General features: G+C 60.1%; 24 protein-coding genes and 1 pseudogene. 12 read left to right on the top strand and 13 right to left on the bottom strand.

What is annotated here, in order from left to right:
* Positions 1–118 precede the first annotated feature (118 nt).
* The 5 genes from relA to F8N85_RS20455 form a co-directional block, all read right to left on the bottom strand.
* Positions 119–2362, bottom strand: coding sequence for a GTP diphosphokinase (relA, locus tag F8N85_RS20435; protein ID WP_150805332.1), 2244 nt, complete (start codon positions 2360–2362; stop codon positions 119–121).
* A 121-nt stretch (positions 2363–2483) separates the two neighbouring features.
* The gene (rlmD, locus tag F8N85_RS20440) at positions 2484–3836 is read right to left on the bottom strand and encodes a 23S rRNA (uracil(1939)-C(5))-methyltransferase RlmD (RefSeq protein ID WP_150805333.1); all 1353 of its coding nucleotides are present in this window, start codon (positions 3834–3836) and stop codon (positions 2484–2486) included.
* Entirely contained in the window at positions 3836–4738 is a 903-nt protein-coding gene (gene cysM / locus F8N85_RS20445) for a cysteine synthase CysM (protein WP_150805334.1), read from the bottom strand. The genes rlmD and cysM overlap by 1 nt, the downstream gene beginning before the upstream one ends.
* A gap of 196 nt (positions 4739–4934) precedes the next feature.
* Entirely contained in the window at positions 4935–6290 is a 1356-nt protein-coding gene (locus F8N85_RS20450) for a sensor histidine kinase (RefSeq protein WP_150805335.1), read from the bottom strand.
* Positions 6277–6999, bottom strand: a complete 723-nt coding sequence (locus F8N85_RS20455; RefSeq protein WP_150805336.1) for a response regulator transcription factor — start codon at positions 6997–6999, stop codon at positions 6277–6279. Before F8N85_RS20455 ends, F8N85_RS20450 begins: the two co-directional genes overlap by 14 nt.
* Positions 7000–7221: 222 nt before the next feature.
* On the opposite strand from F8N85_RS20455, the gene F8N85_RS20460 reads away from it, so the two are divergent.
* The 4 genes from F8N85_RS20460 (at position 7222) to F8N85_RS20475 (ending at position 11960) form a co-directional block, all read left to right on the top strand.
* Positions 7222–9975: a response regulator gene (locus F8N85_RS20460; protein WP_150805337.1), complete on the top strand. Its 2754-nt coding sequence runs from the start codon at positions 7222–7224 to the stop codon at positions 9973–9975.
* A gap of 65 nt (positions 9976–10040) precedes the next feature.
* A complete protein-coding gene (locus F8N85_RS20465; RefSeq protein WP_150805338.1) occupies positions 10041–11030 on the top strand; it encodes a 2-hydroxyacid dehydrogenase in 990 nt (329 codons plus the stop codon).
* Between the two features lie 91 nt (positions 11031–11121).
* Positions 11122–11556 carry a hypothetical protein gene (locus tag F8N85_RS20470; RefSeq protein ID WP_150805339.1) on the top strand — a complete coding sequence of 145 codons (435 nt, stop codon included), beginning with the start codon at positions 11122–11124 and terminating at the stop codon, positions 11554–11556.
* The gene (locus F8N85_RS20475; RefSeq protein ID WP_150805340.1) at positions 11556–11960 is read left to right on the top strand and encodes an META domain-containing protein; all 405 of its coding nucleotides are present in this window, start codon (positions 11556–11558) and stop codon (positions 11958–11960) included. Before F8N85_RS20470 ends, F8N85_RS20475 begins: the two co-directional genes overlap by 1 nt.
* Positions 11961–12147: 187 nt before the next feature.
* On the opposite strand, the gene F8N85_RS20480 is transcribed toward F8N85_RS20475, so the two are convergent.
* Positions 12148–12615: a TlpA family protein disulfide reductase gene (locus F8N85_RS20480; RefSeq protein WP_150805341.1), complete on the bottom strand. Its 468-nt coding sequence runs from the start codon at positions 12613–12615 to the stop codon at positions 12148–12150.
* A gap of 125 nt (positions 12616–12740) precedes the next feature.
* Here F8N85_RS20480 and arsC point away from each other — a divergent pair, with 125 nt between their 5' ends.
* The 3 genes from arsC to F8N85_RS20495 are packed head-to-tail and all read left to right on the top strand — an operon-like array spanning position 12741 to position 14111.
* Positions 12741–13094 (top strand): arsenate reductase (glutaredoxin), encoded by a 354-nt coding sequence (gene arsC / locus F8N85_RS20485; protein ID WP_150805342.1) that lies wholly within the window; start codon positions 12741–12743, stop codon positions 13092–13094.
* A complete protein-coding gene (gene wrbA / locus F8N85_RS20490; protein ID WP_150805343.1) occupies positions 13091–13696 on the top strand; it encodes an NAD(P)H:quinone oxidoreductase in 606 nt (201 codons plus the stop codon). Before arsC ends, wrbA begins: the two co-directional genes overlap by 4 nt.
* A complete protein-coding gene (locus F8N85_RS20495; protein ID WP_150805344.1) occupies positions 13689–14111 on the top strand; it encodes a DUF2069 domain-containing protein in 423 nt (140 codons plus the stop codon). The genes wrbA and F8N85_RS20495 overlap by 8 nt, the downstream gene beginning before the upstream one ends.
* A 135-nt stretch (positions 14112–14246) precedes the next feature.
* Here F8N85_RS20495 and F8N85_RS20500 read toward each other — a convergent pair whose 3' ends face one another.
* Positions 14247–14918: a DNA-3-methyladenine glycosylase I gene (locus F8N85_RS20500; protein ID WP_150805345.1), complete on the bottom strand. Its 672-nt coding sequence runs from the start codon at positions 14916–14918 to the stop codon at positions 14247–14249.
* Between the two features lie 78 nt (positions 14919–14996).
* A complete protein-coding gene (gene ttcA / locus F8N85_RS20505; protein WP_150805346.1) occupies positions 14997–15821 on the bottom strand; it encodes a tRNA 2-thiocytidine(32) synthetase TtcA in 825 nt (274 codons plus the stop codon).
* A gap of 462 nt (positions 15822–16283) precedes the next feature.
* Between ttcA and F8N85_RS20510 the strand changes: the two genes are divergently transcribed.
* Together F8N85_RS20510 and F8N85_RS20515 are read left to right on the top strand one after the other, a co-directional pair.
* Positions 16284–16886, top strand: a complete 603-nt coding sequence (locus tag F8N85_RS20510) for a Yip1 family protein (RefSeq protein ID WP_150805347.1) — start codon at positions 16284–16286, stop codon at positions 16884–16886.
* 181 nt (positions 16887–17067) lie between these two features.
* Complete coding sequence (locus F8N85_RS20515; protein WP_150805348.1) at positions 17068–17562, top strand: SprT family zinc-dependent metalloprotease; 495 nt, start codon at positions 17068–17070, stop codon at positions 17560–17562.
* A 44-nt stretch (positions 17563–17606) separates the two neighbouring features.
* Here the strand turns inward: F8N85_RS20515 and F8N85_RS20520 are convergent, their stop codons facing one another.
* Positions 17607–18788: a CaiB/BaiF CoA transferase family protein gene (locus F8N85_RS20520; RefSeq protein ID WP_150805349.1), complete on the bottom strand. Its 1182-nt coding sequence runs from the start codon at positions 18786–18788 to the stop codon at positions 17607–17609.
* Between the two features lie 149 nt (positions 18789–18937).
* Entirely contained in the window at positions 18938–20272 is a 1335-nt protein-coding gene (locus tag F8N85_RS20525; RefSeq protein ID WP_150805350.1) for a dicarboxylate/amino acid:cation symporter, read from the bottom strand.
* A gap of 337 nt (positions 20273–20609) precedes the next feature.
* On the opposite strand from F8N85_RS20525, the gene F8N85_RS20530 reads away from it, so the two are divergent.
* Positions 20610–21608, top strand: a complete 999-nt coding sequence (locus F8N85_RS20530; RefSeq protein WP_150805351.1) for an AraC family transcriptional regulator — start codon at positions 20610–20612, stop codon at positions 21606–21608.
* A 38-nt stretch (positions 21609–21646) separates the two neighbouring features.
* On the opposite strand, the gene F8N85_RS20535 is transcribed toward F8N85_RS20530, so the two are convergent.
* The 3 genes from F8N85_RS20535 to F8N85_RS20545 form a co-directional block, all read right to left on the bottom strand.
* Positions 21647–22993, bottom strand: a complete 1347-nt coding sequence (locus tag F8N85_RS20535) for an ATP-binding protein (RefSeq protein ID WP_150805352.1) — start codon at positions 22991–22993, stop codon at positions 21647–21649.
* Positions 22990–23667, bottom strand: coding sequence for a response regulator (locus F8N85_RS20540; RefSeq protein WP_150805353.1), 678 nt, complete (start codon positions 23665–23667; stop codon positions 22990–22992). Before F8N85_RS20540 ends, F8N85_RS20535 begins: the two co-directional genes overlap by 4 nt.
* 113 nt (positions 23668–23780) lie before the next feature.
* The gene (locus F8N85_RS20545) at positions 23781–24383 is read right to left on the bottom strand and encodes a hypothetical protein (protein ID WP_150805354.1); all 603 of its coding nucleotides are present in this window, start codon (positions 24381–24383) and stop codon (positions 23781–23783) included.
* Positions 24384–24526: 143 nt separating this feature from the next.
* Here F8N85_RS20545 and F8N85_RS20550 point away from each other — a divergent pair, with 143 nt between their 5' ends.
* Positions 24527–25318 (top strand): dienelactone hydrolase family protein, encoded by a 792-nt coding sequence (locus F8N85_RS20550; protein WP_150805355.1) that lies wholly within the window; start codon positions 24527–24529, stop codon positions 25316–25318.
* 164 nt (positions 25319–25482) lie between these two features.
* Positions 25483–25962: pseudogene (locus F8N85_RS20555) on the top strand (hypothetical protein); the annotation flags it as partial.

Consider the following 25962-nt stretch of genomic DNA (forward strand, 5'->3'; position numbering starts at 1 on the left):
TAGGCTGCGATCTTTTTTTCAGGAGCACCGCAGATCAAGATCAAAAGATCGCAGCCTGCGGCAGCTCCTACAGGGATCGCATTTCATGGCGTTCTATTGCGCCGTGTTTCATCGCACTTCAAGGCGTTCTGTTGCGCCGTGTTTCAATGATGTTCGGCAATTGGGAAATACGCCCCAACAACCGCCCCAACGCATCCAGCCCCGGAATCTCGATGGTCAACGACATCAACGCGGTATTGTCTTCCTTGTTCGAACGGGTGTTGACCGCCAGCACGTTGATTCGCTCGTTGAGCAGCACTTGCGAGACGTCGCGCAACAATCCGGAACGATCGTAGGCGCGGATGATGATGTCGACCGGATAGGTCAACACCGGCACCGGGCCCCAACTGACCTGGATGATTCGCTCCGGCTCTCGACTGCCCAATTGCAATACCGACGCACAGTCCTGACGGTGGATGCTGACGCCCCGGCCCTGAGTGATGTAGCCGACGATCGCATCCCCCGGCAACGGCTGGCAACAGCCGGCCATCTGAGTCATCAGGTTGCCGACGCCCTGGATCTGGATATCGCCGCGCTTGCCGGGTTTGTAACCGGTGGCCTTGCGCGGGATCAGTTCCAGCTGTTCGTTGCCACGTTCCGGCTCGACCAGTTGTTGGGCCAGATTGACCAGCTGCGCCAGGCGCAAATCGCCGGCACCCAGGGAGGCGTACATGTCCTCGGCGGTTTTCATGTTGGCCTTCTCGGCCAGCTTGTCGAAATCGACCTGCGGCAGGCCCAACCGACCCAATTCACGTTCGAGCAGGGTTTTACCGGCGGCGACGTTTTGATCACGCGCCTGTAGTTTGAACCAGTGGACGATCTTCGCCCGGGCCCGCGAGGTGGTGATGTAACCCAGGTTCGGGTTCAGCCAGTCGCGACTCGGCGTGCCGTGCTTGCTGGTGATGATCTCGACCTGTTCACCGGTTTGCAGGCTGTAGTTGAGCGGAACGATGCGCCCGTTGATCTTGGCGCCACGGCAGTTGTGACCGATTTCGGTGTGCACGCGGTAAGCGAAGTCCAGCGGAGTCGCGCCTTTTGGCAAGTCGATGGCATGCCCGTCCGGGGTGAAGATGTACACCCGATCCGGTTCGATATCGACCCGCAGCTGTTCGGCCAGACCACCGATGTCCCCCAGCTCCTCATGCCACTCGAGCACCTGGCGCAGCCAGGAGATTTTCTCTTCGTAGTGATTGGAGCCGGCCTTGACGTCGGTGCCCTTGTAACGCCAGTGGGCGCAAACACCCAGCTCGGCCTCTTCGTGCATCGCATGGGTGCGAATCTGTACTTCCAGCACCTTGCCTTCAGGACCGATGACCGCCGTATGCAACGAGCGGTAGCCGTTCTCTTTCGGGTTGGCGATGTAGTCGTCGAATTCTTTCGGGATGTGCCGCCACAAGGTATGGACGATACCCAGCGCGGTGTAGCAGTCGCGCATTTCCGGCACCAGCACCCGCACCGCGCGCACGTCGTAGATCTGGCTGAACTCCAGACCCTTGCGCTGCATTTTTCGCCAGATCGAATAGATGTGCTTGGCCCGGCCGCTGATGTCGGCATCGACGCCGGTGGCCTGCAACTCGCTCTGCAATTGGTTCATCACATCGCTGATGAACCGCTCGCGATCGAGGCGACGTTCGTGCAGCAACTTGGCAATCTGCTTGTACTGATCGGGCTCCAGGTAACGGAAGGACAAGTCCTCCAGTTCCCACTTGATATGCCCGATGCCGAGACGGTGAGCCAAGGGCGCGTAAATGTCGAAAACTTCCCGGGCGACCCGGTTGCGCTTTTCGTCATCGGCGGTTTTCACCGCACGAATCGCGCAGGTACGCTCGGCCAGTTTGATCAACGCGACACGCACGTCATCGACCATCGCCACCAACATCTTGCGCAGGTTTTCCACCTGGCCCTGGCTGCCCAGCACCAACGACTGGCGCGGGCTCAGACTGGCGCTGATCGCCGCCATGCGCAGCACGCCGTCGATCAGCTTGGCCACCACCGGGCCGAAACGCTGGCTGACCGTCGTTAGCTGGATCTGGCCTTCACGGACTCCGCGGTACAGCACCGCCGCCACCAGCGAATCCTGATCGAGCTTGAGGTCGGCGAGAATTTCCGCGATCTCAAGACCGGTACGAAAACTCGACATTCCCTCAGCCCAGAGGTTCTTTGCCGCATTATCTTGCTGCTCGGCCTCGCGAGCGAACTCGCAGGCTTCTTTCAAGGCTTCACGGTCCAGCGCCAGATCGACGCTGACCGCATGATCGAGCCATGCCTCGAGATTGATACTGCCGTCGGTGTTGATCGGCTGGTGTGCTCTCACCTGTACCATCTTGCTTACCTTCCCTACGACGCACATTCAATGCGTCAAAATCGCTGACCTTCGTTACCAATGTTCCCTCGCTGGGCTGGCGAGGGTCATGCATCAGCGGGCCAGTCGGACCAGAACCATCCTAGTTCGCTTCAAATAACGCCATGGCCTCGACATGTGCCGTTTGAGGAAACATATCGAGGATCCCGGCACGTTTTAACCGGTAGCCCTGCTTGATCAATTCAGCCGTGTCGCGGGCAAGAGTCGCCGGGTTGCACGACACATAAACCAACCGTTTGGCACCCAGGGTTGCGAGCTTGCGCACCACCTCGAAAGCACCGTCACGGGGTGGGTCCAAGAGTACCGCAGAAAAGCCCTCGCCGGCCCATTCGGCATCGGCTAAAGGCTGGGATAAATCGGCCTGAAAAAACTTCGCATTATGAAGATTATTGCTAGCCGCATTTTCGGTGGCACGCTCGACCATGGTCGCCACGCCTTCCACCGCCACCACGTCCTTGACCTGCCGAGCCAGCGGCAGCGCAAAGTTACCCAGCCCGCAGAACAAATCGAGAACCCGATCGTCAGGCTTCGGCGCCAACCACTCCAGCGCCTGGGCAACCATCGCCTCATTGACCCCGGCATTGACCTGGATGAAATCTCCCGGCCGATAGGCCAGATGCAAATCCCAGGTCTCCAGACGATAGCCCAGTTGCTGATCGGGCTCGACCGGTTGCGGCCCGCCTTCGCCATGCAGCCACAATTGGGCTTCATGGAAGGCGCAGAATTCCTTGAGGATGCTCAGATCAGCTTCAGACAGCGGCGCCATGTGCCGCAGTAAAAATGCGCTGGATGAGCCCCGAAACAATTCGACATGCCCCAAGGCCTGAGGTTTGCTCAAGCGCCGGAGCATTTCCGGCAAGCGCTTCATGATCGGTTGCAAGGGCTCAACCAGCACCAGGCAATCGTTGATGCCAACGATGTCCTGACTGCCTGCCGAACGAAAACCCACCTCGAGTTTTTTCGCCTTGGCATCCCAACGTACCGCCACCCGGGCGCGACGCCGGTAGCCGAACTCGGCCCCGCTCAAAGGCGCGGCCCACTCTTCGGGCTCGACCCCGGCAACCCGCGACAACTGCTCGGCGAGCATGCGCTGTTTCAGCGCAAGCTGTTCGGCATGGGGCAGATGCTGCACGCTGCAACCGCCGCAGCGTCCGGCATGGGCGCACGGTGCCGGACGACGCAGGTCACTGGCCAGTAATACTCGTTCAGTTCGTGCTTCGACGACTTTCCCGTGGGCACCCAGGACTCGCGCTTCGACCTCTTCACCGGCCAGGGCGCCGGCGACGAACCAGGTACGCCCTTCAAGGAAGGCGATGCCACGGCCGTCGTTGGCCAGTCGTTCGATGGTCAAGCGCTGTTTTTTGCCGGTGGGCACTCCCGGGGCCCGGCTGCCGCCAGTCGGTTGGAAGCGCAGGCCTCTCTCTTGCTTGGCCATCAGTTGGGCGCGTCGAAAATGCCGGTCGACAGGTAACGGTCGCCACGGTCACAGATGATCGCGACCATCACCGCGTTTTCGACTTCCCGGGACAGACGCAGCATCGCTGCCACCGCACCGCCCGAGGAGACCCCACAGAAAATACCCTCTTCGCGGGCCAGGCGACGGGTTACGTCCTCGGCTTCGCTTTGGGCCATGTCGACGATCCGATCGACCCGATCGGCCTGGTAGATCTTCGGCAGGTATTCTTGCGGCCAGCGGCGGATGCCGGGAATGGCCGAGCCCTCCATCGGTTGCAGGCCGACGATCTGCACCTGCGGGTTCTGCTCCTTCAGGTAGCGCGAAACACCCATGATGGTGCCGGTGGTGCCCATGGAGCTGATGAAATGGGTGATGCTGCCTTCGGTCTGGCGCCAGATTTCCGGGCCGGTGCCGGTGTAATGCGCCTCGGGGTTATCACCGTTGGCGAACTGGTCGAGCACCTTGCCGCGGCCTTCGGCCTGCATCCGCTCGGCCAGGTCACGAGCGCCTTCCATGCCCTCTTCCTGGGTGACCTGAATCAGCTCGGCGCCATAGGCGGTCATCGCCGCCTTGCGCTCGGCGCTGGAGTTGCCGGGCATGATCAGGATCATCTTGTAGCCCTTGATCGCCGCGGCCATCGCCAGGGCGATTCCGGTGTTACCCGAGGTCGCTTCGATCAGCGTATCGCCGGGATGGATCTGCCCGCGCAACTCGGCACGGGTGATCATCGACAGCGCCGGGCGGTCCTTGACCGAACCCGCCGGGTTATTACCCTCGAGTTTGAGCAGCAGAATGTTGCTGGTGTCGCCGGGCAGGCGCTGCAAACGGACCAGCGGAGTGTTGCCGACGCAATCGGCGATGGTTGGGTACTGCAAGGTCATGGCGTATTCGCAATCCAGACTGCGGGGGCGACTATCATACCGGCAAACGCCGGGAGTCCATATCACGCAAAGTGTGGTGCTTATGGCTTATAGATATAAGCAAGGGATAAGGTCGACTGCTCTGCCATCGCGAGCTTGCTCCGGGCGGCGTTCCGACGATAGCGGTCTGTCAGGCGACGAAACCAGTAGCTCCTGATCAAAGCGCCAACAACCGCATATTCAACCGCAACCCCTGCCCGGTATTTTCCGCCCACAAGCTACCGCCCTGACGCTGCACCGCATTGCGCGCGATGCTTAGGCCCAGACCAAACCCACCGTCGCCGGGACGCGAGCCATCGAGACGGGTGAACGGCGCGAAAATCCGCTCCAGCGCCTCCTCGGCCACGCCGCCACCCTGGTCTTCCAGCCACAGATGCCAATAAGCGCCTTGCCGGCGACCGTCGAGGCGCACGATGCCACCCGCCGGAGAATGACGGATGGCATTGCGCAGGATGTTTTCCAGAGCCTGGGCCAAGGTGTTCAGATTGCCGCGCACCCAACACGCGGCATCCACCGAGCATTGCAGTTGGTCGCTGGGCCAGGCGCTTTCATAGCAAGCATTTTCCGTGAGCATTTCCCACAGTGCCTGGATCTCAATCGCCTCATCCGGCAACGGCGCGCGTTCGGTATCAAGCCAGGCCAGTTGCAGGGTGTCTTCGACCAGGCGCTGCATACCATCGACTTCGCGGCCGATGCGTTCGCGCAGGCGCGGCAGATCCTGCTCGCTCTCACTGGCCACCCGCAGACGGCTCAAGGGGGTGCGCAACTCATGGGACAGGTCGCGCAGCAACTGTTGTTGCAACGCCACCGTACTTTGCAGGCGTTCGGACATGTGATCGAACGCACGGCCCAGCTCACCCAGTTCGTCCTTACGATTGGTGGTCTGGGTCGACAGGCGTGCGCCCAGTTGATCGGCGCGCCAGGCGTTGGCCTGTTCGCGCAAGTTATTCAAGGGCACGACCAGCAAGCGATACAAGCCGACGCACAGCAGCAGCGTGAACAACCCGGGAATCACCCCGTTGGTCACCACCCGCCAGAACACCCGGTAACGCCCGGGCAAGAAACGCTGCGGCAGTTCGATGACCAGGCTACCGACGGCGGGATCGTTGGGAAATGGAATTTTCAACCAGGGCAAACCACGGGTACGCCGGCTCACTGGCCAATCCAGGCCCCGCAGAAAGGTCAGCCGTTGGCTCTGCGCTTCATTGAGCGGGTAGCTGCTGAGTGACTGCAGATCGTGACCGATAACACCGACCCAGTTGCGTTCGCGCTCGCCCATTCCCTGCAACCAGGCATCGACACCGGCATCCTGGCCTTGAACCCAGGCCCGCTCGGCTTCGGCGGCGTAACCGCTGAGAGTGATCCGCGCTTCATCGGACAAGAACAGATTCTTCTTCTCCATGTACCGACCCCAGGACCAGCTCAGCCAGATCATCAGCAGACAGAACGCCACCAGCAACAAAGCCAGCTTCCAGAACAACGAGTGCCGGCCCGGCAGATCAGACCATCTCATCGATTGCACTCAGCACATAACCCTTGCCCCAGACCGTGCGCACTTCACGTTCGCTGTAGCCGATCGCCTTGAGCTTGCGACGGATCTGGCTGATATGCATATCCAGGCTGCGGTCATGGGGGGCGTAACCACGCTGCAGGACATGCTGATAAAGGAAGGCTTTGCTCAGCACTTCATCGTCATTGCGGTTCAGGGTCTCCAGCAACCGGTACTCGCTGCGGGTCAAACCGGCCCATTGCCCGGTGTAGTGGACATCGCACCCGTCATCGTCGAAGCGCAGGCTTTGGCTATTGTTGCCGAGCGGCGCCGGAGCCTGTCGACGATCCAGCGCTACCCGACGCAGGATGGCTTCGATGCGCACCCGCAACTCGGCCATGCTGAAGGGTTTGGGCAGGTAGTCGTCGGCCCCCAGCCGAAAGCCACTGATGCGGTCCCCCTCCGCGCCCAATGCCGACATCATGATCACCGGGATCGAATGACTTTCACGCAATCGGGTCAGCACCGCCAGGCCATCCATGCCCGGCAGGAGAATATCCATCAGCACCAGATCGAAGGACTGCTGCCGGGCTATCTCCAGCCCCTCCCTGCCGTTCTGGCACCAGGTCACCTGAAAACCACAGCGCCCCAGGTGCTCATGGACATAAGCACCCAACACGAGGTCGTCTTCAATCGCCAGAATACGGGGGCAGTCAACAGATACGGGAGTCATTAGCTTCTGCAAGTAATTCTCAATTGGCGATTATTCAAGATTGCTCCCCTTCGAGCAACCCGACCCTGTGGATTAAGGGCGCGGCACTTGCTGTAGCTCAGGGACAATGGCGTTAATCTACGAAGAATGCCTGTCGGCAAATGGCTACACTGCGCAGTGTGGTGCGTGTGCGTCAGTCATTTGTCTGTCGTTGAAAAAACAGCGTGGAAGCAGGAGAGTTGCGTGCTTGAGAAACTCGGAATAAAAGGCCGCGTGCTATTGCTGACCCTGCTGCCGACCAGCCTGATGGCCTTGGTGCTGGGTGGCTATTTCACCTGGATGCAGCTGTCCGACCTGCAAACCCAGCTCCTGCAACGTGGCGAAATGATCGCCGAACAACTGGCGCCGCTGGTGGCCCCCGCGATGGGCCGTGACGACACCGAGTTGCTGGAACGCATCGCGACCCAATCCCTGGAACAGACGGATGTTCGTGCCGTGTCTTTTCTCGCGCCCGACCGCTCGTTACTCGCACATGCCGGCCCGAGCATGCTCAATCAGCCGCCGATCGGTAACAACAGCCACATGCTGCAACGCAGTGGTAACGACGCAACGCGTTACCTGCTGCCGGTGTTCGGCCGGCACCGCAATCTGGCCGGCGACCTGATCCCTGATGAAACCAACCGACTGTTGGGCTGGGTCGAACTCGAGCTGTCCCACAGCGGTATGCTGCTGCGCGGCTATCGCAGCCTGTTTGCCAGCCTGCTATTGATTGCCGTGGGCCTGACCGGCACGGCGCTGCTGGCGCTACGTATCAGCCGGAGCATCAACAGACCGCTGAGCCGGATCAAACACGCCGTCGCGCAGCTCAAGGACGGCAACCTCGAAACCCGCCTGCCGGCACTCGGCAGCCAGGAGCTGGATGAGCTGGCGTCGGGGATCAACCGCATGGCCAGCACCCTGCAAAACGCCCAGGAAGAACTGCAGCACAGCATCGACCAGGCCACCGAGGACGTTCGGCAGAACCTGGAGACCATTGAAATCCAGAACATCGAGCTGGACCTGGCGCGCAAGGAAGCGCTGGAAGCGAGCCGGATCAAATCCGAGTTCCTGGCCAATATGAGCCATGAGATCCGTACACCACTCAACGGCATTCTCGGCTTCACCCATCTGTTGCAGAAAAGCGAATTGACGCCCCGTCAGCTGGATTACCTGGGCACCATCGAGAAATCCGCCGACAACCTGCTGGGGATCATCAACGAGATTCTCGACTTCTCGAAAATCGAGGCCGGCAAACTGGTGCTCGACAGCATCCCCTTCAACCTGCGTGACCTGCTGCAGGACACCCTGACCATCCTCGCCCCGGCCGCCCATGCCAAGCAGCTGGAACTGGTGAGCCTGGTCTATCGCGATACGCCGCTGTCGCTGATCGGCGACCCGCTGCGCCTCAAACAGATCCTCACTAACCTGGTGAGCAACGCGATCAAATTTACCCGCGAAGGCACCATCGTCGCCCGCGCCATGCTCGAAGAAGAGCATGAAGACAGCGTGCAACTGCGCATCAGCATTCAGGACACCGGCATCGGCTTGTCGAACCAGGATGTCCGCGCACTGTTTCAGGCCTTCAGCCAGGCCGACAATTCATTGTCTCGGCAACCCGGCGGCACCGGTCTGGGGCTGGTGATTTCCAAGCGGCTGATCGAACAGATGGGTGGCGAGATCGGTGTCGAGAGCACGCCCGGCGAAGGCTCGGAGTTCTGGATCAGCCTGAGCCTGCCCAAAGCCCGCGACGATGCTGAAGACCTGCCGTCAGCGCCGCTGCTCGGCCGGCGGGTGGCAGTGCTGGAAAACCATGAACTGGCCCGCCAGGCCTTGCAGCATCAGCTGGAAGACTGCGGCCTGGAAGTCACGCCGTTCAACACCCTGGAAGCCTTGACCAACGGCATCACCGGCGCTCACCAGACCGACCAGGCGATCGACCTGGCGGTGCTCGGTGTCACCACTCAGGACATGCCGCCCGAGCGCCTCAATCAGCACATCTGGGACCTTGAGCATTTGGGTTGCAAGGTGCTGGTGCTCTGCCCGACCACTGAGCAGACATTGTTTCATCTCTCGGTCCCCAACCCCCACAGTCAATTGCAGGCCAAACCGGCCTGCACCCGAAAACTGCGCCGGGCCCTGGCCGACCTGGTCAATCCCCGGCCGTTGCGCAACGAGCCCGGCGAGCCGCTCTCCAGCCGTGCGCCGCGAGTGCTCTGCGTCGATGACAACCCGGCCAACCTGTTACTGGTGCAAACCCTGCTTGAAGACATGGGGGCCAAGGTGCTTGCGGTCGAGAGCGGCTTTGCCGCGGTCAAGGCCGTACAAAAGGAAACCTTTGACATGGTGCTGATGGACGTGCAAATGCCTGGCATGGACGGACGCCAGAGCACCGAAATGATTCGTCAGTGGGAAAACGAGCGCCACGGCACTCCGCTGCCGATCGTGGCCCTGACCGCCCATGCCATGGCCAATGAAAAACGCGCCTTGCTGCAAAGCGGGATGGACGACTACCTGACCAAACCCATCAGTGAGCGCCAGTTGGCCCAGGTGGTGTTGAAATGGACCGGGCTTGCACTGCGCAATCAGGGACCGGAACGCGGCAGCGAGTCCTACCTCAATGGCGCCGAACTGCAGGTGCTCGATCATGAAGAAGGGCTGCGTCTGGCGGCGGGCAAAGCCGATCTGGCGGCCGACATGCTGGCCATGTTGCTCGCCTCGCTGGAGGCCGACCGTGAAGCCATTCGTATCGCCCGCGAAGCCAGTGACCAGAACGCGCTGATCGAGCGGGTCCATCGGCTGCACGGGGCCACCCGTTACTGCGGCGTACCGCAACTGCGTGCAGCCTGCCAGCGCAGCGAAACCCTGCTCAAGCAGGACGACCAAAAGGCCTGGGCTGCCCTCGATGAGCTGGACCGGGCCATCAACCGCCTGGCCAGCGAAGCCCGGATCAGTGCCTGACCCACAGCAATATTGACGATGCCGCCAAGGGTTAAGCTCAACGCACCCAGAACAAGGATGAAGCCATGCGCACGATTCTCTTCAGTAGCCAGACCTATGATCGCGACAGCTTCCTCGGCACCGAGCTGCCGGCCGCTATCGAATTGCAGTTTCAATCGGCGCGACTGAGCCTGGACACGGTGGCCCTGGCCGAGCACCACGAAGTGGTCTGTGCCTTCATCAATGACGACCTCGGCGCAGCGGTGCTCGAACAGTTGGCGGCCGGCGGCACCCGGCTGATCGCCTTGCGCTCGGCCGGCTACAACCATGTCGACCTGCCGGCAGCGAAACGCCTGGGGCTGAGCATCGTGCGGGTTCCGGCCTACTCGCCCCACGCGGTGGCCGAACATGCGGTGGCGTTGATTCTGGCGCTGAACCGACGCCTGCATCGGGCCTACAACCGTACCCGCGAAGGCGACTTCAGCCTGCACGGGCTGACCGGCTTCGATCTGGTGGGCAAAACCGTCGGCGTGGTCGGCACCGGGCAGATCGGCGCCACCTTTGCCAGGATCATGGCCGGGTTTGGCTGTCAGCTGCTGGCTTACGATCCGTATCCCAATCCGCAGGTGGAAGCGCTTGGCGCCCGCTACCTGAGTCTGCCCGACCTGCTGGCGCAAGCGCAGATCATCAGCCTGCATTGCCCGCTGACCAATGACAGCAAACACCTGATCAACCAACAGTCACTGGCCCATATGCAGCCGGGCGCGATGCTGATCAACACCGGCCGTGGCGGCCTGGTGGACACCCCGGCGCTGATCGACGCACTGAAGAACGGTCAATTGGGTTATCTGGGCCTGGATGTGTATGAGGAAGAAGCCCAGCTGTTCTTCGAGGACCGCTCCGACCTGCCGCTGCAGGACGACGTACTGGCGCGTCTGCTGACCTTCCCGAACGTTATCGTCACCGCCCACCAGGCGTTCCTGACCCGCGAGGCCCTGGCCGCGATTGCCGCGACAACGTTGCACAATATTGCCGCCTGGGCCGCCGGCACTCCGCAGAATCTGGTGGAAGGCTGAGTCATGGATCGCCTGCCAGATCGAAGGTCGCTCAGGCGGGTCATGCCGGGTTCGTCCGCGTGCTAGCATAGCGCCCATACTTGGAGGACCCATGGTCGAACACGATTTCCGCTACACCCTGATGAGCCCGCAACACACCCTGATCGAATGCCGCGCCCTGGTGCCGGGTCGTTATCAGGTCACCGGCAACGGTGGCTCGATACGCAACGACGACGTGCTGGTGGTCACCTTGAAAGGTAGCAAGGACTTGTCCATGCGCCTGACCGTGGAAAAAGTCCGTCACCTGATCAACCCGATTGGCCAATGGGTCGCCGTGGCCAGTGGCCCGGTGTTCGGTGAACTGGCCATTCATACTTGGAAGGTCAATTGCGACAGCTGTTCAGCTGAGCTGAGCTTCGAGTTCGCGGTTGACGCCAAACTCGGCACCAAGGCCCAAAAGCCTGCCGCCACGGCACGCATTGCCGAACTGGGCTGGGTAAGCAAAGACGAGAAGCACGTGTGCCGCAAATGCCAGGAGGCAAGCTGATGAAACGCCTTGCCCTCATGGGAATGGCCGGCGCCGGCCTGTTGGGCTGCGCCGCTGAACCGGTGAAGCTGCAGCAGGAACACAGCTACATTCTGGAGTGGATCGGCGAACGTCCGCTGATCGACAACAGTCACCTGACCATCACCCTGGGTGAAGATGGTCGGGCGTATGGCACTGGCGGTTGCAACCACTGGTTCGCGCCCTACACCCTGGAAGGTGACAAGCTCAGCTTCGGCAAGGTTGGCAGCACCCGAAAACTGTGCGCACCGGCGTTGATGGAGCAGGAAAAACGTTTCCTGCAATCGCTGGAAACCGTGCAGCGCTGGGACATTTCGCCGATCGAGCAGGTGCGTTTCTGGCCGGCCGAAGGCAAGCCGTTGCGCTGGTGGCGGGATGAGGGTTGATCGTACTTTAGATAGCCTTCACAGCTGAAACCGCCAAGATCGCAGCCTGCGGCAGCTCCTACAGGAGATTGGCGTTCACTCGGTAATTGCGGGTGTACGCGGTCGGTGTAGGAGCTGCCGAAGGCTGCGATCTTTTAGAGCACACCCGGTACATTTCGGCCCGACAATCGGCAAAAACACCCGGTCCTCAATTCTTCGCCTGCAGCGCTTCAAGCTTCGCTATCACACCCGCCGCCGTCTGCTCGCCCAACAGTTGCTCACGCACCTTGCCCTTGTCATCGATGATGTAGGTCACTGGCAACGCCTCGCTGCGCGGCAACTCGAAATAGTCGGCCGGATCCTGGGCCAGTACGGTGAACCTGATCCCCAGCGCGTCACTGGCTTTCTTCAGTTCCTCGCCTTGCACATTGTCGAAATTGACCCCGAACACCCCGATCGACTTGCCCTTCAACTGCTCGGACAATGCGTTGAGCTCGGGAATCTCGGTTCGGCACGGACCACACCATTCAGCCCAGTAATTGAGCACCAGCCATTGTTTATCCAGGCGCTCGGAGGCGATCTTCTGCCCCTGTTGATCAACGCCATAGTCATTGCCACAGCCTCCGAGCAGCACGGTCGTGATGATTGCCAATGTCGCAGCCAATCGCCTAGTCATGTCTTGGTCCTTGTTGAAAACCGCTTCTGAATCCACCTTGACTGCGCCCCGACGCCACTGAAGGTTCAGGACTGCTCGTCACACAGGTAGAATAGCTGCCACCTTACGCAAGATGCGACCCGCACATGACCGATCTGACGCTTTATCACAACCCGCGCTGCTCGAAATCCCGCGGTGCGCTGGAACTGCTGCAAGCCCGTGGCCTGACCCCAACCGTGGTGCGCTACCTGGAAACCCCGCTGGATGCCACGCAACTGCAAGGCCTGCTGGGCAAATTGGGCATCAGTGCCCGAGAACTGCTGCGCACCGGCGAAGACGAGTACAAGACCCTCAACCTGGCGGACAGCAGCCTGAGCGAGGCACAGCTGATCGCCGCCATGGCCGCGCATCCGAAACTCATCGAACGGCCAATCCTGCAAATCGGCGACAAAGCCGTGATCGGTCGTCCGCCGGAGAAAGTCCTGGAGCTCTTGCCGTGAGTGCGCCGTACATCCTGGTGCTGTATTACAGTCGCAATGGCTCGACCAACGAAATGGCCCGACAGATTGCCCGCGGAATCGAACAAGGCGGGCTTGAAGCACGCCTGCGGACGGTGCCGGCGATTTCCACCGAGTGTGAAGCGGTGGCACCGAGCATTCCGGAAGAAGGCGCGCTGTACGCCAGCCTCGACGACCTGAAAAATTGCTCTGGCCTGGCCCTCGGCAGCCCGACCCGCTTTGGCAACATGGCCGCGCCATTGAAGTACTTTCTCGATGGCACCAGCAACCTGTGGCTGACCGGAGCCCTGGTCGGCAAACCGGCCGGAGTCTTCACCTCCACCGCCAGCCTGCACGGTGGCCAGGAAGCCACCCTGCTGTCGATGATGTTGCCCTTGCTGCACCACGGCATGCTGATTACCGGTTTGCCCTATAGCGAATCGGCCTTGCTGGAAACCCGCGGTGGCGGCACCCCTTACGGCGCCAGCCACCACGCCGGCGCCGATGGCAAAAGCGGGCTGGACCAACATGAAATCGCGTTGTGCCGGGCATTGGGCCTGCGTCTGGCGAAAACCGCCCTGCAACTGGAGAGCAACCGTGGCTAAAAAGCCCAAGATCCTGCCGTCGATCGAGTGGCTGGAACCGCGCGTGCGGGTCGCCCGTGTCCTGAGCCTGATCTGCTTTCTCGGTCTGTTCGGTCTGTTGTGCTCCTACTACCTGGTCTTCGCCGACCTGCATGGCGCGCGACCGTGGGTGATCCTATTGATCGAGCTGGTGCCGCTTCTGCTGCTCGCACCAGGCATGCTCAGCGGTAGCGCTCGCGGGCATTCATGGATGTGCTTTGTGGTGAATCTGTACTTCATCAAGGGAGCACTGGCCGCCTACGACCCTAACCGACAGCTGTTCGGCCTGCTGGAAATGGCCGCCAGCCTGGCGGTGTTCTGCAGCGCCTTGCTGTACGTGCGCTGGCGCTTTCAGCTCAACCGCAAGTTGGCGGGGGAAGGCGAAGTACCAGCCTGAAAGGAATGTGTCGCCTGATATGAAGCCATCGCGAGCAGGCTCGCTCCCACAATGGATCTTCTGTGAACACACTACTTATGAACACCAGAGATCAAATGTGGGAGCGAGCCTGCTCGCGATGGGATCACCTCGGTCTCAATGATTCACTGTGTAAGCCAGCATCATCGAGATCTGGCACATCGGCCGGCCACTTTCGGCGTGCCATTGATTGAAGGCGTTCTGCACGATGGCCAGGTCCCGCAAGCTGGTCGGCACCTTGTCGACGATTTTTTGCGCATTCAGCGCGGCCACCACGTCGTAGCTCGGCACAAAGGTATCCTTGCCGACCATCCGCAGAAAGCGCGGCGCCGACAAACCACCTAATTGATGACCGTGCTTGGCCAGGTATTTCCACAGGCCGACAATATCGGTCACCGGCCACTCGGCGATCAGCGCACCAAAACTGCCCTTCTCTTGCGCCACATCCAGCACCAACTGCGCATTACGCGGCACGCTCTTGAGCTTGCCCAGATGACGAATGATCCGTGCATCCTGCATCAACCGCTCAAGGTGCTCGGCGCCCATCAGTACCACTTTCTCTGGATCGAAGCCGAAAAACACCTCTTCGAAAGCCGGCCATTTGGCGTCCACCAGGCTGTGCTTGAGACCCGCGCGGAACACCCTTAGCGCCAGAGTCGACAGGTAGCGGTCATCGCTGATCTTGCGCAATTGCGCCGGGGTCTTGGGGACAGGCAGATGGGCTTCCAGTTCGGCTGCCGAACCGAAACGGTTCAGACAGTATTCGTGCAGCCACTTGTAATCGCGCATGCCCTCTCCTAATGACAAAAAACACAAACGGCGCTCATGGGAGCGCCGTCAATCAGAATCACAGAACCGCAGTATGGATCAGAGGTTTACCACATCGACGAATCGCGAGGCGGCCGTTTCGTCGATCCGCAGGCTGGTGAAATCGAACAGGTTGCGGTCGGCCAATTGTGACGGAATGACGTTCTGCAAGCTGCGGAAGATGTTTTCGGTCCGGCCCGGGGTCTTGCGTTCCCACTCCTGAAGCATTTCCTTGACCACCTGACGCTGCAGGTTTTCCTGAGAACCACAGAGGTTGCACGGGATGATCGGGAATTGCTTGAAGTCGGAGTAGGCCTGGATGTCTTTCTCGTTGCAGTACGCCAGCGGCCGGATCACCACATTGCGTCCGTCATCGGCACGCAGCTTGGGCGGCATGGCCTTGAGTGAGCCGTTATAGAACATGTTGAGGAAAAAGGTTTCGACGATGTCATCACGGTGGTGACCGAGGGCCATTTTGGTCGCGCCGATCTCGTCGGCGAAGGTGTACAGCGTGCCACGGCGCAGGCGCGAGCACAGCGAGCAGGTGGTCTTGCCTTCGGGAATCAGCTCCTTGACCACCGAATAGGTGTCTTTTTCAACGATGTGGTACTTCACGCCCAGGCTCTTCAGGTAAGCCGGCAGTACATGCTCGGGAAAACCCGGCTGCTTCTGGTCCATGTTCACCGCGACGATGTCGAACCTGATCGGTGCCACCTTCTGAAAGTGCAGCAGCACGTCGAGCAGGGTGTAACTGTCCTTGCCACCGGACAGGCAGACCATGACCTTGTCGCCATCTTCGATCATTTTGAAATCGGCGACGGCCTCACCGGCCTGTCGGCGAAGGCGTTTCTGCAGCTTGTTCTGGTTGACCGTAAGAGTGCCCATGGCGCTGAAATCCGCGAAAGTGGGTGACGAAAAGCCGAGTATTTTACGCAAAAATCTTCTGACAGCGAAGAGCCCTCCCTGAGCATCCATACCCTGTGGCGAGGGGGCTTGTCGGAACGCCGCATCGCCCCGTTCGGCGGCGAAGCAGTCGTAAAACCTGCAAATGCGGTGTGTCAGGTAGAACCGGCTTTCAGGTTTTAGGGCCGCTCCGCGCCCCAGCGGGGGCAAGCCCCCTCGCCACATAAAGCGCCATCACCACAAGAAATGCATGTTTCCAGAAGATGCCGCGATTAGGCCACCCTTTTACAGCGCGATTTGCTCTAAAGGACCGCACCGTTGCGAGCAACTCCTTTCTATACTGCGACATAAGGTCGCACACATATAGACCTTTACTTATTCAGGCCGCTTGGCCCGTAGGCGCTCCGCTGGGGGGCGATGGCAATAACAATAGGAGTGACTGGCATGATCCATCACGTCGTGGGGCTCTTCACCCACCCTGATCAAGAATGGCGGGAAATCCGTGGCGACGCAGAGGAAAGCATCAGCCACATGTACCTCACCCACACACTGATTCTTGCAGCGATTCCAGCAGTTTCAGCCTTTATCGGTACCACCCAGGTCGGCTGGGTCATTGGCAGTCGCGCCCCGGTCATGCTCACTCAGGAAAGTGCGCTGTGGATGACGATCATGTCTTACCTGGCCATGCTCGGCGGCGTAGCCGTGATGGGGGCCTTCATTCACTGGATGGCCCGGACCTATGACGCGAGCCCGAGCCTGGCCCGCTGCGTCGCGTTTGCCACCTACACTGCCACGCCGCTATTCATCGGAGGCCTTGCGGCGCTGTATCCACACATGTGGCTGGGAATGATCGTCGGTACTGCCGCGATCTGCTACACGGTGTACCTGCTGTATGTCGGCTTGCCGACCTTCATGAACATTCCATCGGATGAGGGTTTTCTGTTTTCAAGCTCGGTGCTGGCCGTAGGGTTGGTCGTGCTGGTCGCGATCATGGCCTTTACCGTGATTGTCTGGGGCCTGGGCGTCGGCCCGGTCTATACCAACTGACTGGCCAATTAACCAGGGCAACTGATCCGGGCCACTGACGCTGTCTATAAAACAAATAGAAATCTGCCAACACAGGCCGCCGCAAGGCGGCCTTCTAATGTTGGATGACCATTGAGCGCCTGAACGATTCGGAATGCGCCGGGTTTGCGGCATACTCGGCATCTCTGGAGATCCGTACAGCATGCCCGAGCAACTCAATACCCGCGTCGAAGACTGTTACCAACTAGCCGAATCCTTTTTCAAACGACCCTTCAAACGACCGGTGGTCAGCCTCAAGCTGCGCGGTCAAAAAGCCGGCGTTGCGCATTTGCATGAAAACCTGCTGCGATTCAACCCGCAGTTGTACCGGGAAAACAGCGAAGACTTCCTCAAGCAAACCGTCGCCCATGAAGTCGCGCACCTGATCGCCCATCAACTGTTCGGCGAGGGTATCCAGCCCCATGGCGAAGAGTGGCAATTGATCATGCGCGGGGTCTACGAGCTGCCGCCCAATCGTTGCCACACCTATGCGATCAAGCGCCGCACCGCCACCCGCTACATCTACCGTTGCCCGTGTGCCGACAGCGATTTCCCGTTCTCGGCCCAGCGCCACAGCCTGGTGCGGCAGGGACGGCGGTATCTGTGCCGGCGCTGTCGCAATACATTGGTGTTCAGTGGGGAGATGCGGGTGGAGTGAAATGGTCGATTTCAGGTCGATATCTCTAGTGGCCCCACTGGACTCTAACCAATCACCTTGGCACTGCGCAGCTCTTCAATCCGCGGTTCGCTGTATCCCAACGCTCTCAACACCTCATCGGTATGCGCGCCCAGCGTCGCACCAATATGCCGAGGCTCTGGCAACCCGCCGGAAAATTTCAACGGACAGGCCATCTGCGGCTGTGTACTGCCGTCTCCCCGAGGCACCTGGCTGACCAGTTGCCGGGCTTTGAGCTGCGGGTGTTCAACGGCTTCGGCGAGACTGAGCACCGGTTCGACACAAGCATCGACGCTGGCGAACAACTCGCACAGCTGGCTAAAGTCATGCTTCTCGAACTCGATTTGCAATGCCAGTTTGAGCGCCTGTTGCTGCTCAGGCTTGGGCGACAAACCTTGTGCCGCCAATTCCGGACGCCCCAGCGCCGTGCAAAGTTGCAGCATGAACGCCGGTTCAAGACTGCCCACCGATAACCAACGGCCGTCGCGACTGCGATAGTAGTCGTAGAAGCTGCCTCCGTTGAGCATCTGATTCTCGCGCTCGGGCTCGACCCCACAGGCCAGGTATCCGGCACCGGCCATGGCGTTAAGGCTGAATACACAGTCGGTCATGCTCACGTCCAGATACTGACCCAGGCCGCTGTGCTGACGGGCAATTACCGCCGCCAGCAAACCGATCACGCCGTGCAGCGAGCCACCGGCAATGTCCGCCGCCTGAATCCCCAAGGGCAACGGGCCGCTGTCCCGGCGTCCGGTGTAGCTGGCCAGCCCGGCCAGGGCCAGGTAGTTGATGTCATGGCCGGCGCGATCCTGGTATGGGCCGGTCTGACCATAGCCGGTGATGGAGACATAAATCAGTTTCGGGTTGATTGCCTTCAAGGCTTCGTAACCCAACCCGAGGCGCTCCATCACCCCCGGGCGGAACTGCTCCAGAACGATGTCGTAGTCTTGCACCAGTTGCTTGACCACCTCCAGCGCCGCGGGTTGCTTCAAGTCCAGCGCCAGGCTGCGCTTGTTACGGTTGAGGTAGGCGTGGCTGGCGGATATCCCCTGATCATGGGGCGGCAATACCCGCAGCAAGTCCATGCGGGTCGGCGACTCTATGCGCAAGACCTCGGCGCCCATATCGGCCAGCAATAGCGAGGCGAACGGCCCCGGTAGCAAGGTGGAAAAATCCAGTACTTTGAGTGATGCCAGAGGACCTTGCATGAGCGCTCCACTATTCGATCGGTTGCTCCCAGAGTAGGCAGCCGGCAAGCCTGAGGCAATCACCACAAGCATCAGCCGGACTGACCGTTATGCTCAAACCCCGGGCATGAAAAAACCCGCCGAAGCGGGTTTTTCATTACAACACAGTGTTACTTGACGGACGCTGGGGTCGGACCTTCAGCTACGCCCAGATCATCTTCTTCACGGGTGTCGGAGATACCACGACCACCGGACGCCAGTTCGACCTGCAGCTTGTCTTCGTCCAGTTCCTTGACCCATTTGGCCACGACCAGGGTCGCCACCGCGTTACCCACCAGGTTGGTCAGGGCACGGGCTTCGGACATGAAACGGTCGATGCCAAGGATCAGCGCCAGGCCGGCCACCGGCAGGGTGCCAACCGCGGACAGGGTGGCGGCCAACACGATGAAGCCGCTACCGGTCACACCGGCGGCGCCTTTGGAGGACAACAGCAGCACCAGCAGCAAGGTGATCTGGTGAGTGATGTCCATGTGCGAGTCAGTCGCCTGAGCGATAAACACCGCGGCCATGGTCAGGTAGATCGAAGTACCGTCGAGGTTGAAGGAGTAACCGGTCGGGATCACCAGACCCACTACCGATTTCTGCGCACCCAGGCGTTCCATTTTGATCAGCATGCGCGGCAGTGCCGATTCCGACGAGGAAGTGCCCAGAACGATCAGCAACTCTTCACGGATGTAGCGGATCAGCTTGATGATGCTGAAGCCGTGAGCGCGAGCGATACCGCCCAGCACTAGCAGCACGAACAACAAACAGGTGATGTAGAAGCAGATCATCAACTGGCCGAGTTGCACCAGCGAACCGACACCGTAAGCGCCGATGGTGAAGGCCATGGCGCCGAAGGCACCAATTGGCGCGAGCTTCATGATCATGTTGATGATGTTGAACATCACGTGAGCGAAGCGATCGATGAAGTCCAGCACCGGCTTGCCATAGGCACCGAGGCGATGCAGGGCAAAACCGAAGATCACCGAGAACATCAGCACTTGCAGAATATCGCCATTGGCGAAGGCACCGACGATGGTGTTCGGGATCACGTTAAGGATGAAGCCAACAATGCTCTGGTCTTTACCGGCAGTGACATAGGCGGCGACTTTGGAGGCATCGAGGGTCGTTACGTCGATGTGCATGCCGGCACCCGGCTGAACGACGTTGACCACCACCAGACCGATCAGCAAGGCAATGGTGGAGACGATTTCGAAGTACAGCAGCGCGTAGCCACCGGTTTTACCCACCGATTTCATGTTCTGCATGCCAGCGATACCGCTGACGACCGTACAGAAGATGATCGGCGCAATAACCATTTTGATCAGTTTGATGAACCCGTCACCGAACGGCTTGAGCGCCACGCCCGTCTCAGGGTAGAAGTGGCCGAGCAGAATGCCGAATACGATGGCAACGATTACCTGGAAATACAGAGATTTGTACAGTGGCTGACGAGTCGTCATTGCAGAGTTCCTCAAGTGTGTCGCCCGGCAATCATCCGACTGACGCCCACGACACCTAAAGTGCGAACCCTCCTGCGTTGGAGGGATTTGTTTTTGGCGAGCTGCACGCTGGCAGACCTCTCACTCTTATCGCAAAGCGCGTGCCACCTGGCCAAAAACCCCCTGAAACCCTTCAGCCATCGGGGTCGCCAGTTGTTAAGCGGAAACATTCCTCGTACTCGAGGTGGCGGATATCCGCCCATCGACGAACCGTCGTCCTGGAATTTGGCGGATATCCGCCTTGTCCATCGACGCAGGCGTGGCTAACATCCGTCCCTCAATGGACGGATCTACCTTCATGCGCGAACGTACCATCGCCAGTCATTTTGCCCGCGCCGCCCTTGGTGGCGCGCGCAGGCGGGGCTATGACTATTCGGGCCTGCTGCAACAGCTGGGTATCCATGCCGAGTTGCTGGACGAGCCCAAGGCACGTATCGCCCCCGAACAATTCACCGCGCTGCTGCAATCGCTCTGGCAAGCGCTGGATGACGAGTACCTGGGTTTCGGCGACGGCCCGAGCAAACGCGGCACCTTCGCCATGATGTGCCACACCTTGATCCATTGCCGAACGCTGGACAAAGCACTCAGCCGCGGTTTGTTGTTTTATAGCCTGTTCCCCAATGCTCCCCGTTTGAGCCTGGTCCGCGAAGGTGAAATGGTCCGGCTGAGCCTGGAGGATTCGCAACTCTGGGACCCGGACCATTTCCTCAGCGAATGCTTGCTGGTGATCTGGCATCGACTCGGCAGTTGGCTGATCGGCCAGCGCATTCGCCTGGAGCAAGCCACATTCAGCTACCCCAAGCCCGACCACAGCGCCGAGTACGACCTGCTGTTTCCTTGTCCGCTGGAGTTCTCGACACAACACAGCAGCCTGCTGTTTCATAGTCGCTACCTGAGCATGCCGCTGCTGCAGGACGAACGTACACTCAAACACTTCCTGGAACGCTCGCCGGCCGATCTGCTGTCGCGGCCTGATGATGGCGACAGCTTGAGCAGCCAGCTACGCCGCTTGCTCAGCCGTGACAGCTCGCGCTGGCCGGATCTTGAATCGGTCGCTCAACACCTGCACATCAGCCCGCAAACCCTGCGCCGGCATTTGCGCGAAGAAGGTTCGAGCTTCCAGGAATTGAAGGACCAACTGCGCCGCGACATAGCGATTTATCACCTGCGACGCGACGATCTGTCGTTGCAACAGATTGCCGAACAGCTCGGTTTTTCCGAGCCCTCGGCCTTTCACCGGGCGTTCAAGAAATGGACCGGGCTGACGCCGGGGGCTTATCGGGCGCAGGAGATTTGAGGGCCTTCGGGTTCACCTCATTCGACGGGTGAAATGCATCAAACCACCAAAAAATGAATCCGGAACGCCGCCCCACCCAAGGGTGAATCGTCCAGCGTCAGCTGCGCGCCATAGCTTTCGATGATGTCCTTGACCACTGCCAGACCAATCCCCTGCCCCGGATGCTGGCGGTCCAGCCGCTCTCCTCGCTGAAGTATCCGCGCGCGCTGATCCGGCGGCACACCGGGGCCATCATCTTCCACGCATAACTCGGCACCACTCAAGGTTTCGCGCGTGCTGATGCGGATCTCGCTCAGGCACAGGCGGTAGGCGTTCTCCAGCAGGTTACCGAGCAACTCGAGCAAGGCGCCCTGCTCGATCGGCACGTAATAGTGCTCCGGCAAGTCGAACGTCACCCGCACCCGCTTGTCGCGATAGACCTTGTCCAGCGTGTCGCACAGGCTTTGCAGTACCGGCTGCAGCCGCACCTGATGGCGAACCAGGCCGCTTTTTCTCAGGCTGGCCCGCTGCAACTGGTAGCCGATCTGCTGGCTCATGCGCTCGATCTGGGTTTGCAGCACCCAGGCCTGGCCCCGATCCTGCGGACGCCGGGCCATGTCCTCACTGACGCCCTGCAAGACCGTCAACGGAGTTTTCAAACTATGGGCCAGATCATCCAGGGAGTCGCGATAACGACTGCGCTGCTCGCGCTCGCTGTGCAACAAGCGGTTGAGCGAACCGGTCAATCGCAGCAGCTCACGGGGGTGCTCTTCGCTGAGGCTTTCACGGGTGCCGCTCTCGATCTGATCCAGCTCCTGACTCAAGCGCCGCAAGGCCTGCAAGCCCCAGGTCAAACCAATCCAGAGCAGCGCCAGCAATACCAACAACGCGGCACCGAATCCCAGATAGAGATTTTCCCGCAGCCCTTTCAGGGTCAGTTGATACTCACGCACCGGTTGCAGGGCCACAATACTGAACGCCGCGCTTTTGCCACCGAGCAATTTGACCTCGACGTCATAGACGAAGAACTCCTGGCCGTTGGCCTCGCGAAACCGTGAGAACTCATTGCCACGTCCGTCATAACGCGGCAAGTAGTTGATATTGGCTTCCCGGGTCGCCTTCGAGCGCCAGACCAACCGCCCTTCGCGGTCATAGATGTAGCCGAGCAAACGGCTGTCGGTGAGGTTGAAGCGCTCATCCGGCAACAGCTCCGGCATCTGCAGCTGGTTGTTCTCGACCCGCGCGGCGGAAATCAGCGTAGTCACATCCGAAGCCAGGCGCTGCTCGATGGACTCCTGCAACGCCAGGCTGAACGCCCCCTGCATGGCCGGCAACAGCGCCAGCATGAACAGCACGGCCAAGGTGGTTGCCGCCAGCATCAAGCGCACGCGTAACGAACGAATCACCGGCAGCGCTCGTTGAACAGATAACCCAGGCCGCGCACGGTATCGATCGGCTTGAACCCAGAAGGCCCTTCCAATTTACGGCGCAGGCGCCCGACCAGCACCTCGATCACATTCGGATCACGCTCCTCATCGTCCGGGTACAGCTGCTCCATCAAGCGGTCCTTGGCCACCACTTGCTGGTGATGGCGCATCAGGTATTCGAGAATCCGGTATTCATAGGCGGTCAACCCCAGCGGTTGATCGTCGAGGGTCGCCTGCTTGCGATTCAGATCGAGCAGCAAGGGCCCAGCGATGATGGTCGACTGGGTAAATCCACTGGAGCGGCGCAACAAGGCATTCAATCGCGCATCCAGTTCTTCGAACTGAAACGGCTTGACCACATAGTCGTCGGCACCGGCGGCCAGGCCTTCGACCTTGTCCTGCCAGTTACCGCGGGCGGTGAGAATCAGAATCGGGAAGGTCTTGCCTCTGGAGCGCAACTGGCGAATCAGATCGAGGCCGCCCATGCCCGGCAGGCCGAGGTCGATCACTGCCAGGTCATGATTGAACTGCTCACCCTGGTACAACGCTTCCTCGGCATTGGCCACGGCCTCGACCACATGACCACTGTCCGTGAGTCGGGTTTGCAAATGATGGCGCAGCAGCGCCTCATCTTCGACGACCAGCAGTTTCATAACGCTCTCCCAGGCAAAATCCACCTCTCCAGGGGCGCGTCATCGCGCCCTGCTCGCTTATTAGGCAACGCCAGATCCTCTTCGGCCGATCCGGCGTCGATCCCGTCCGGACTTCAGAAAGCGTAGTTGGCGGACAGGTAGGTTTGTGCGCTGCTGGTCAGGCCCAGCGAACCCTGTTTGCTGCCACCACGCTCACTCATTTCAGTGCTGGCATTGCTGCGCAGATAACGGTAACCCAGTTCTACCGAGGTGTTCTGCGAAACTTGTTGCAGGACACCAGCCTGCACGCCCAGCGCATAACCGATGTTGCTGTCACGGCTGTAGCCCGGGGATTCCTGAGTCAGTTTGGTCAGGCCGGCCGAGCCACCACCAAACAGCTTGGTGCGGCTGGTCACCGGCAGGAACATATCGTAGCTGCCCAGGAGATTTTCCTGCCGCAGTTTCAAGCCATTGTGGGAGCCGGAAACATTGTCGTAGGTACCGTAGTAACGGCCCTGGTCATTCTGCTGGCCGAGGCGCAGGCCCCAGGTGGTGTCCTTGCCGATCACCCCGTCGGCATTGGGATGGTCCAGATTGCTGTTGAGCGGGCTGGATTTTTTCACCTTGTCGCTGGTCTGGCCCAGGGTCAGGCTGGCGAAGTTGCTGTCAGCGGCCTGGACCACGGCACTGGCGCCAAGAACAGCGATAGCCAGAATGAGTTTCTTGAAAGTTGTCATGGTTGATTTCCTTATGCGCTTTGCGCTGTTTGGGTACGAAGCCAGACTAACCAGCACCTCCTGAACTCCTGCTGAACACTCTCTGAACCTGAGCTGAACCAATCGACTAGGCTTTCTGTAGATCTTTTAAAGGAGGGCTGACCATGCGCGTGTTCCTGGCTTTGGTATTACTGGCACTGAGCGGACTGGGCCAGGCGGCGATCAAGACCCAGGAAATCCCCTACCAGAGTCCCGATGGCAGCAAGCTGATCGGTTACTACGCCTATGACGACAGCCTCAAGGGCCCGCGCCCCGGCATAGTCGTGGTCCATGAGTGGTGGGGCTTGAACGACTACATCAAACGCCGCACGCGTGACTTGGCTGCCCTGGGGTACAGCGCACTGGCCATTGATATGTACGGTGACGGCAAGAACACCGAACACCCGAAAGACGCCATGGCCTTTATGCAGGCGGCGACCAAAGACAGCGCAGCAGCCAGCGCCCGCTTCAAGGCAGGGCTTGAGCTACTGAAAAAACAACCACAGACCAACCCGAACAAACTCGCCGCCATCGGTTACTGCTTTGGTGGCAAAGTCGTCCTGGATGCCGCGCGTCAGGGTGTGCCGGTGGCCGGCGTGGTGAGTTTCCACGGCCCGCTGGCAACCACCACCCCGGCTACCCCAGGTAGTGTCAAGGCTAAAATACTGGTGGAACACGGCGCCCTGGACAGCCTGGTCACGGCGGATAGCGCCAGTGCCTTCAAGGCCGAAATGGACAAGGCGGGAGCCGACTATGAGTTCGTCAGCCTTGAGGGCGCCAAGCATGGCTTCAGCAACCCGGATGCCGATCGCCTGAGCCATGGCGAACATGGCGCGCCTGACATGGGCTACAACAAAGCGGCCGACGAGCGCTCATGGGCGGATATGCAGGCGTTTTTCAAGAAAATCTTTGGATGATCAGAAGGACCGCCTGACGGCCTTCGCGGGCAAGCCGGATCGCCGCACCGCCGCTCCCACAGGAGCCCTGTGGCGAGGGGGCTTGCCCCCATAGGCGCTAACCAAATCTCAAGAGATAGTAGAATCTGATTCACCAAGCAAAGTGAGCAGCAGGGAAAGCAAGCGTGACACAAAGACTGGATGAAGATTGGCCGAAGCTGTTGGCGCTATTGCCGCAGGGATGGGAAGCCAAGGCAAAAGAGCTGGGAGCGCTGAAGTTCGGTCGCCGCTTCAGCGGCCCGGAGAGTTTATTGCGCACGTTATTGATGTATCTGAGCGCTGATTGCTCGATGGTCGAAACGGTGGAACGCGCGCGCGCTGGGGACTGGGTGGAGCTATCGGACGTTGGCCTGCTCAAACGGATCAATAAATCGGGTGCATGGCTGGGCTGGATCACTGAACAGTTGATCCAGCAGGCACCGACCGTGGCGATGAAATGTCCGGCGCTGCAGGGGCGCAGATTGCTTGCCGCTGACGGCAGTGTCGTGGCAGAGCCGGGAGCGGCCACATCGACATGGCGACTGCATTACACGATGGACGTCAGAACGCTGCGTTGTTGCGAAGTGCAAGTGACGCCGTCCAAAACAGGCGAATCGCTGGCACAG

Source organism: Pseudomonas fluorescens, from assembly GCF_902497875.1.
Lineage (GTDB): Bacteria > Pseudomonadota > Gammaproteobacteria > Pseudomonadales > Pseudomonadaceae > Aquipseudomonas > Aquipseudomonas fluorescens_BR.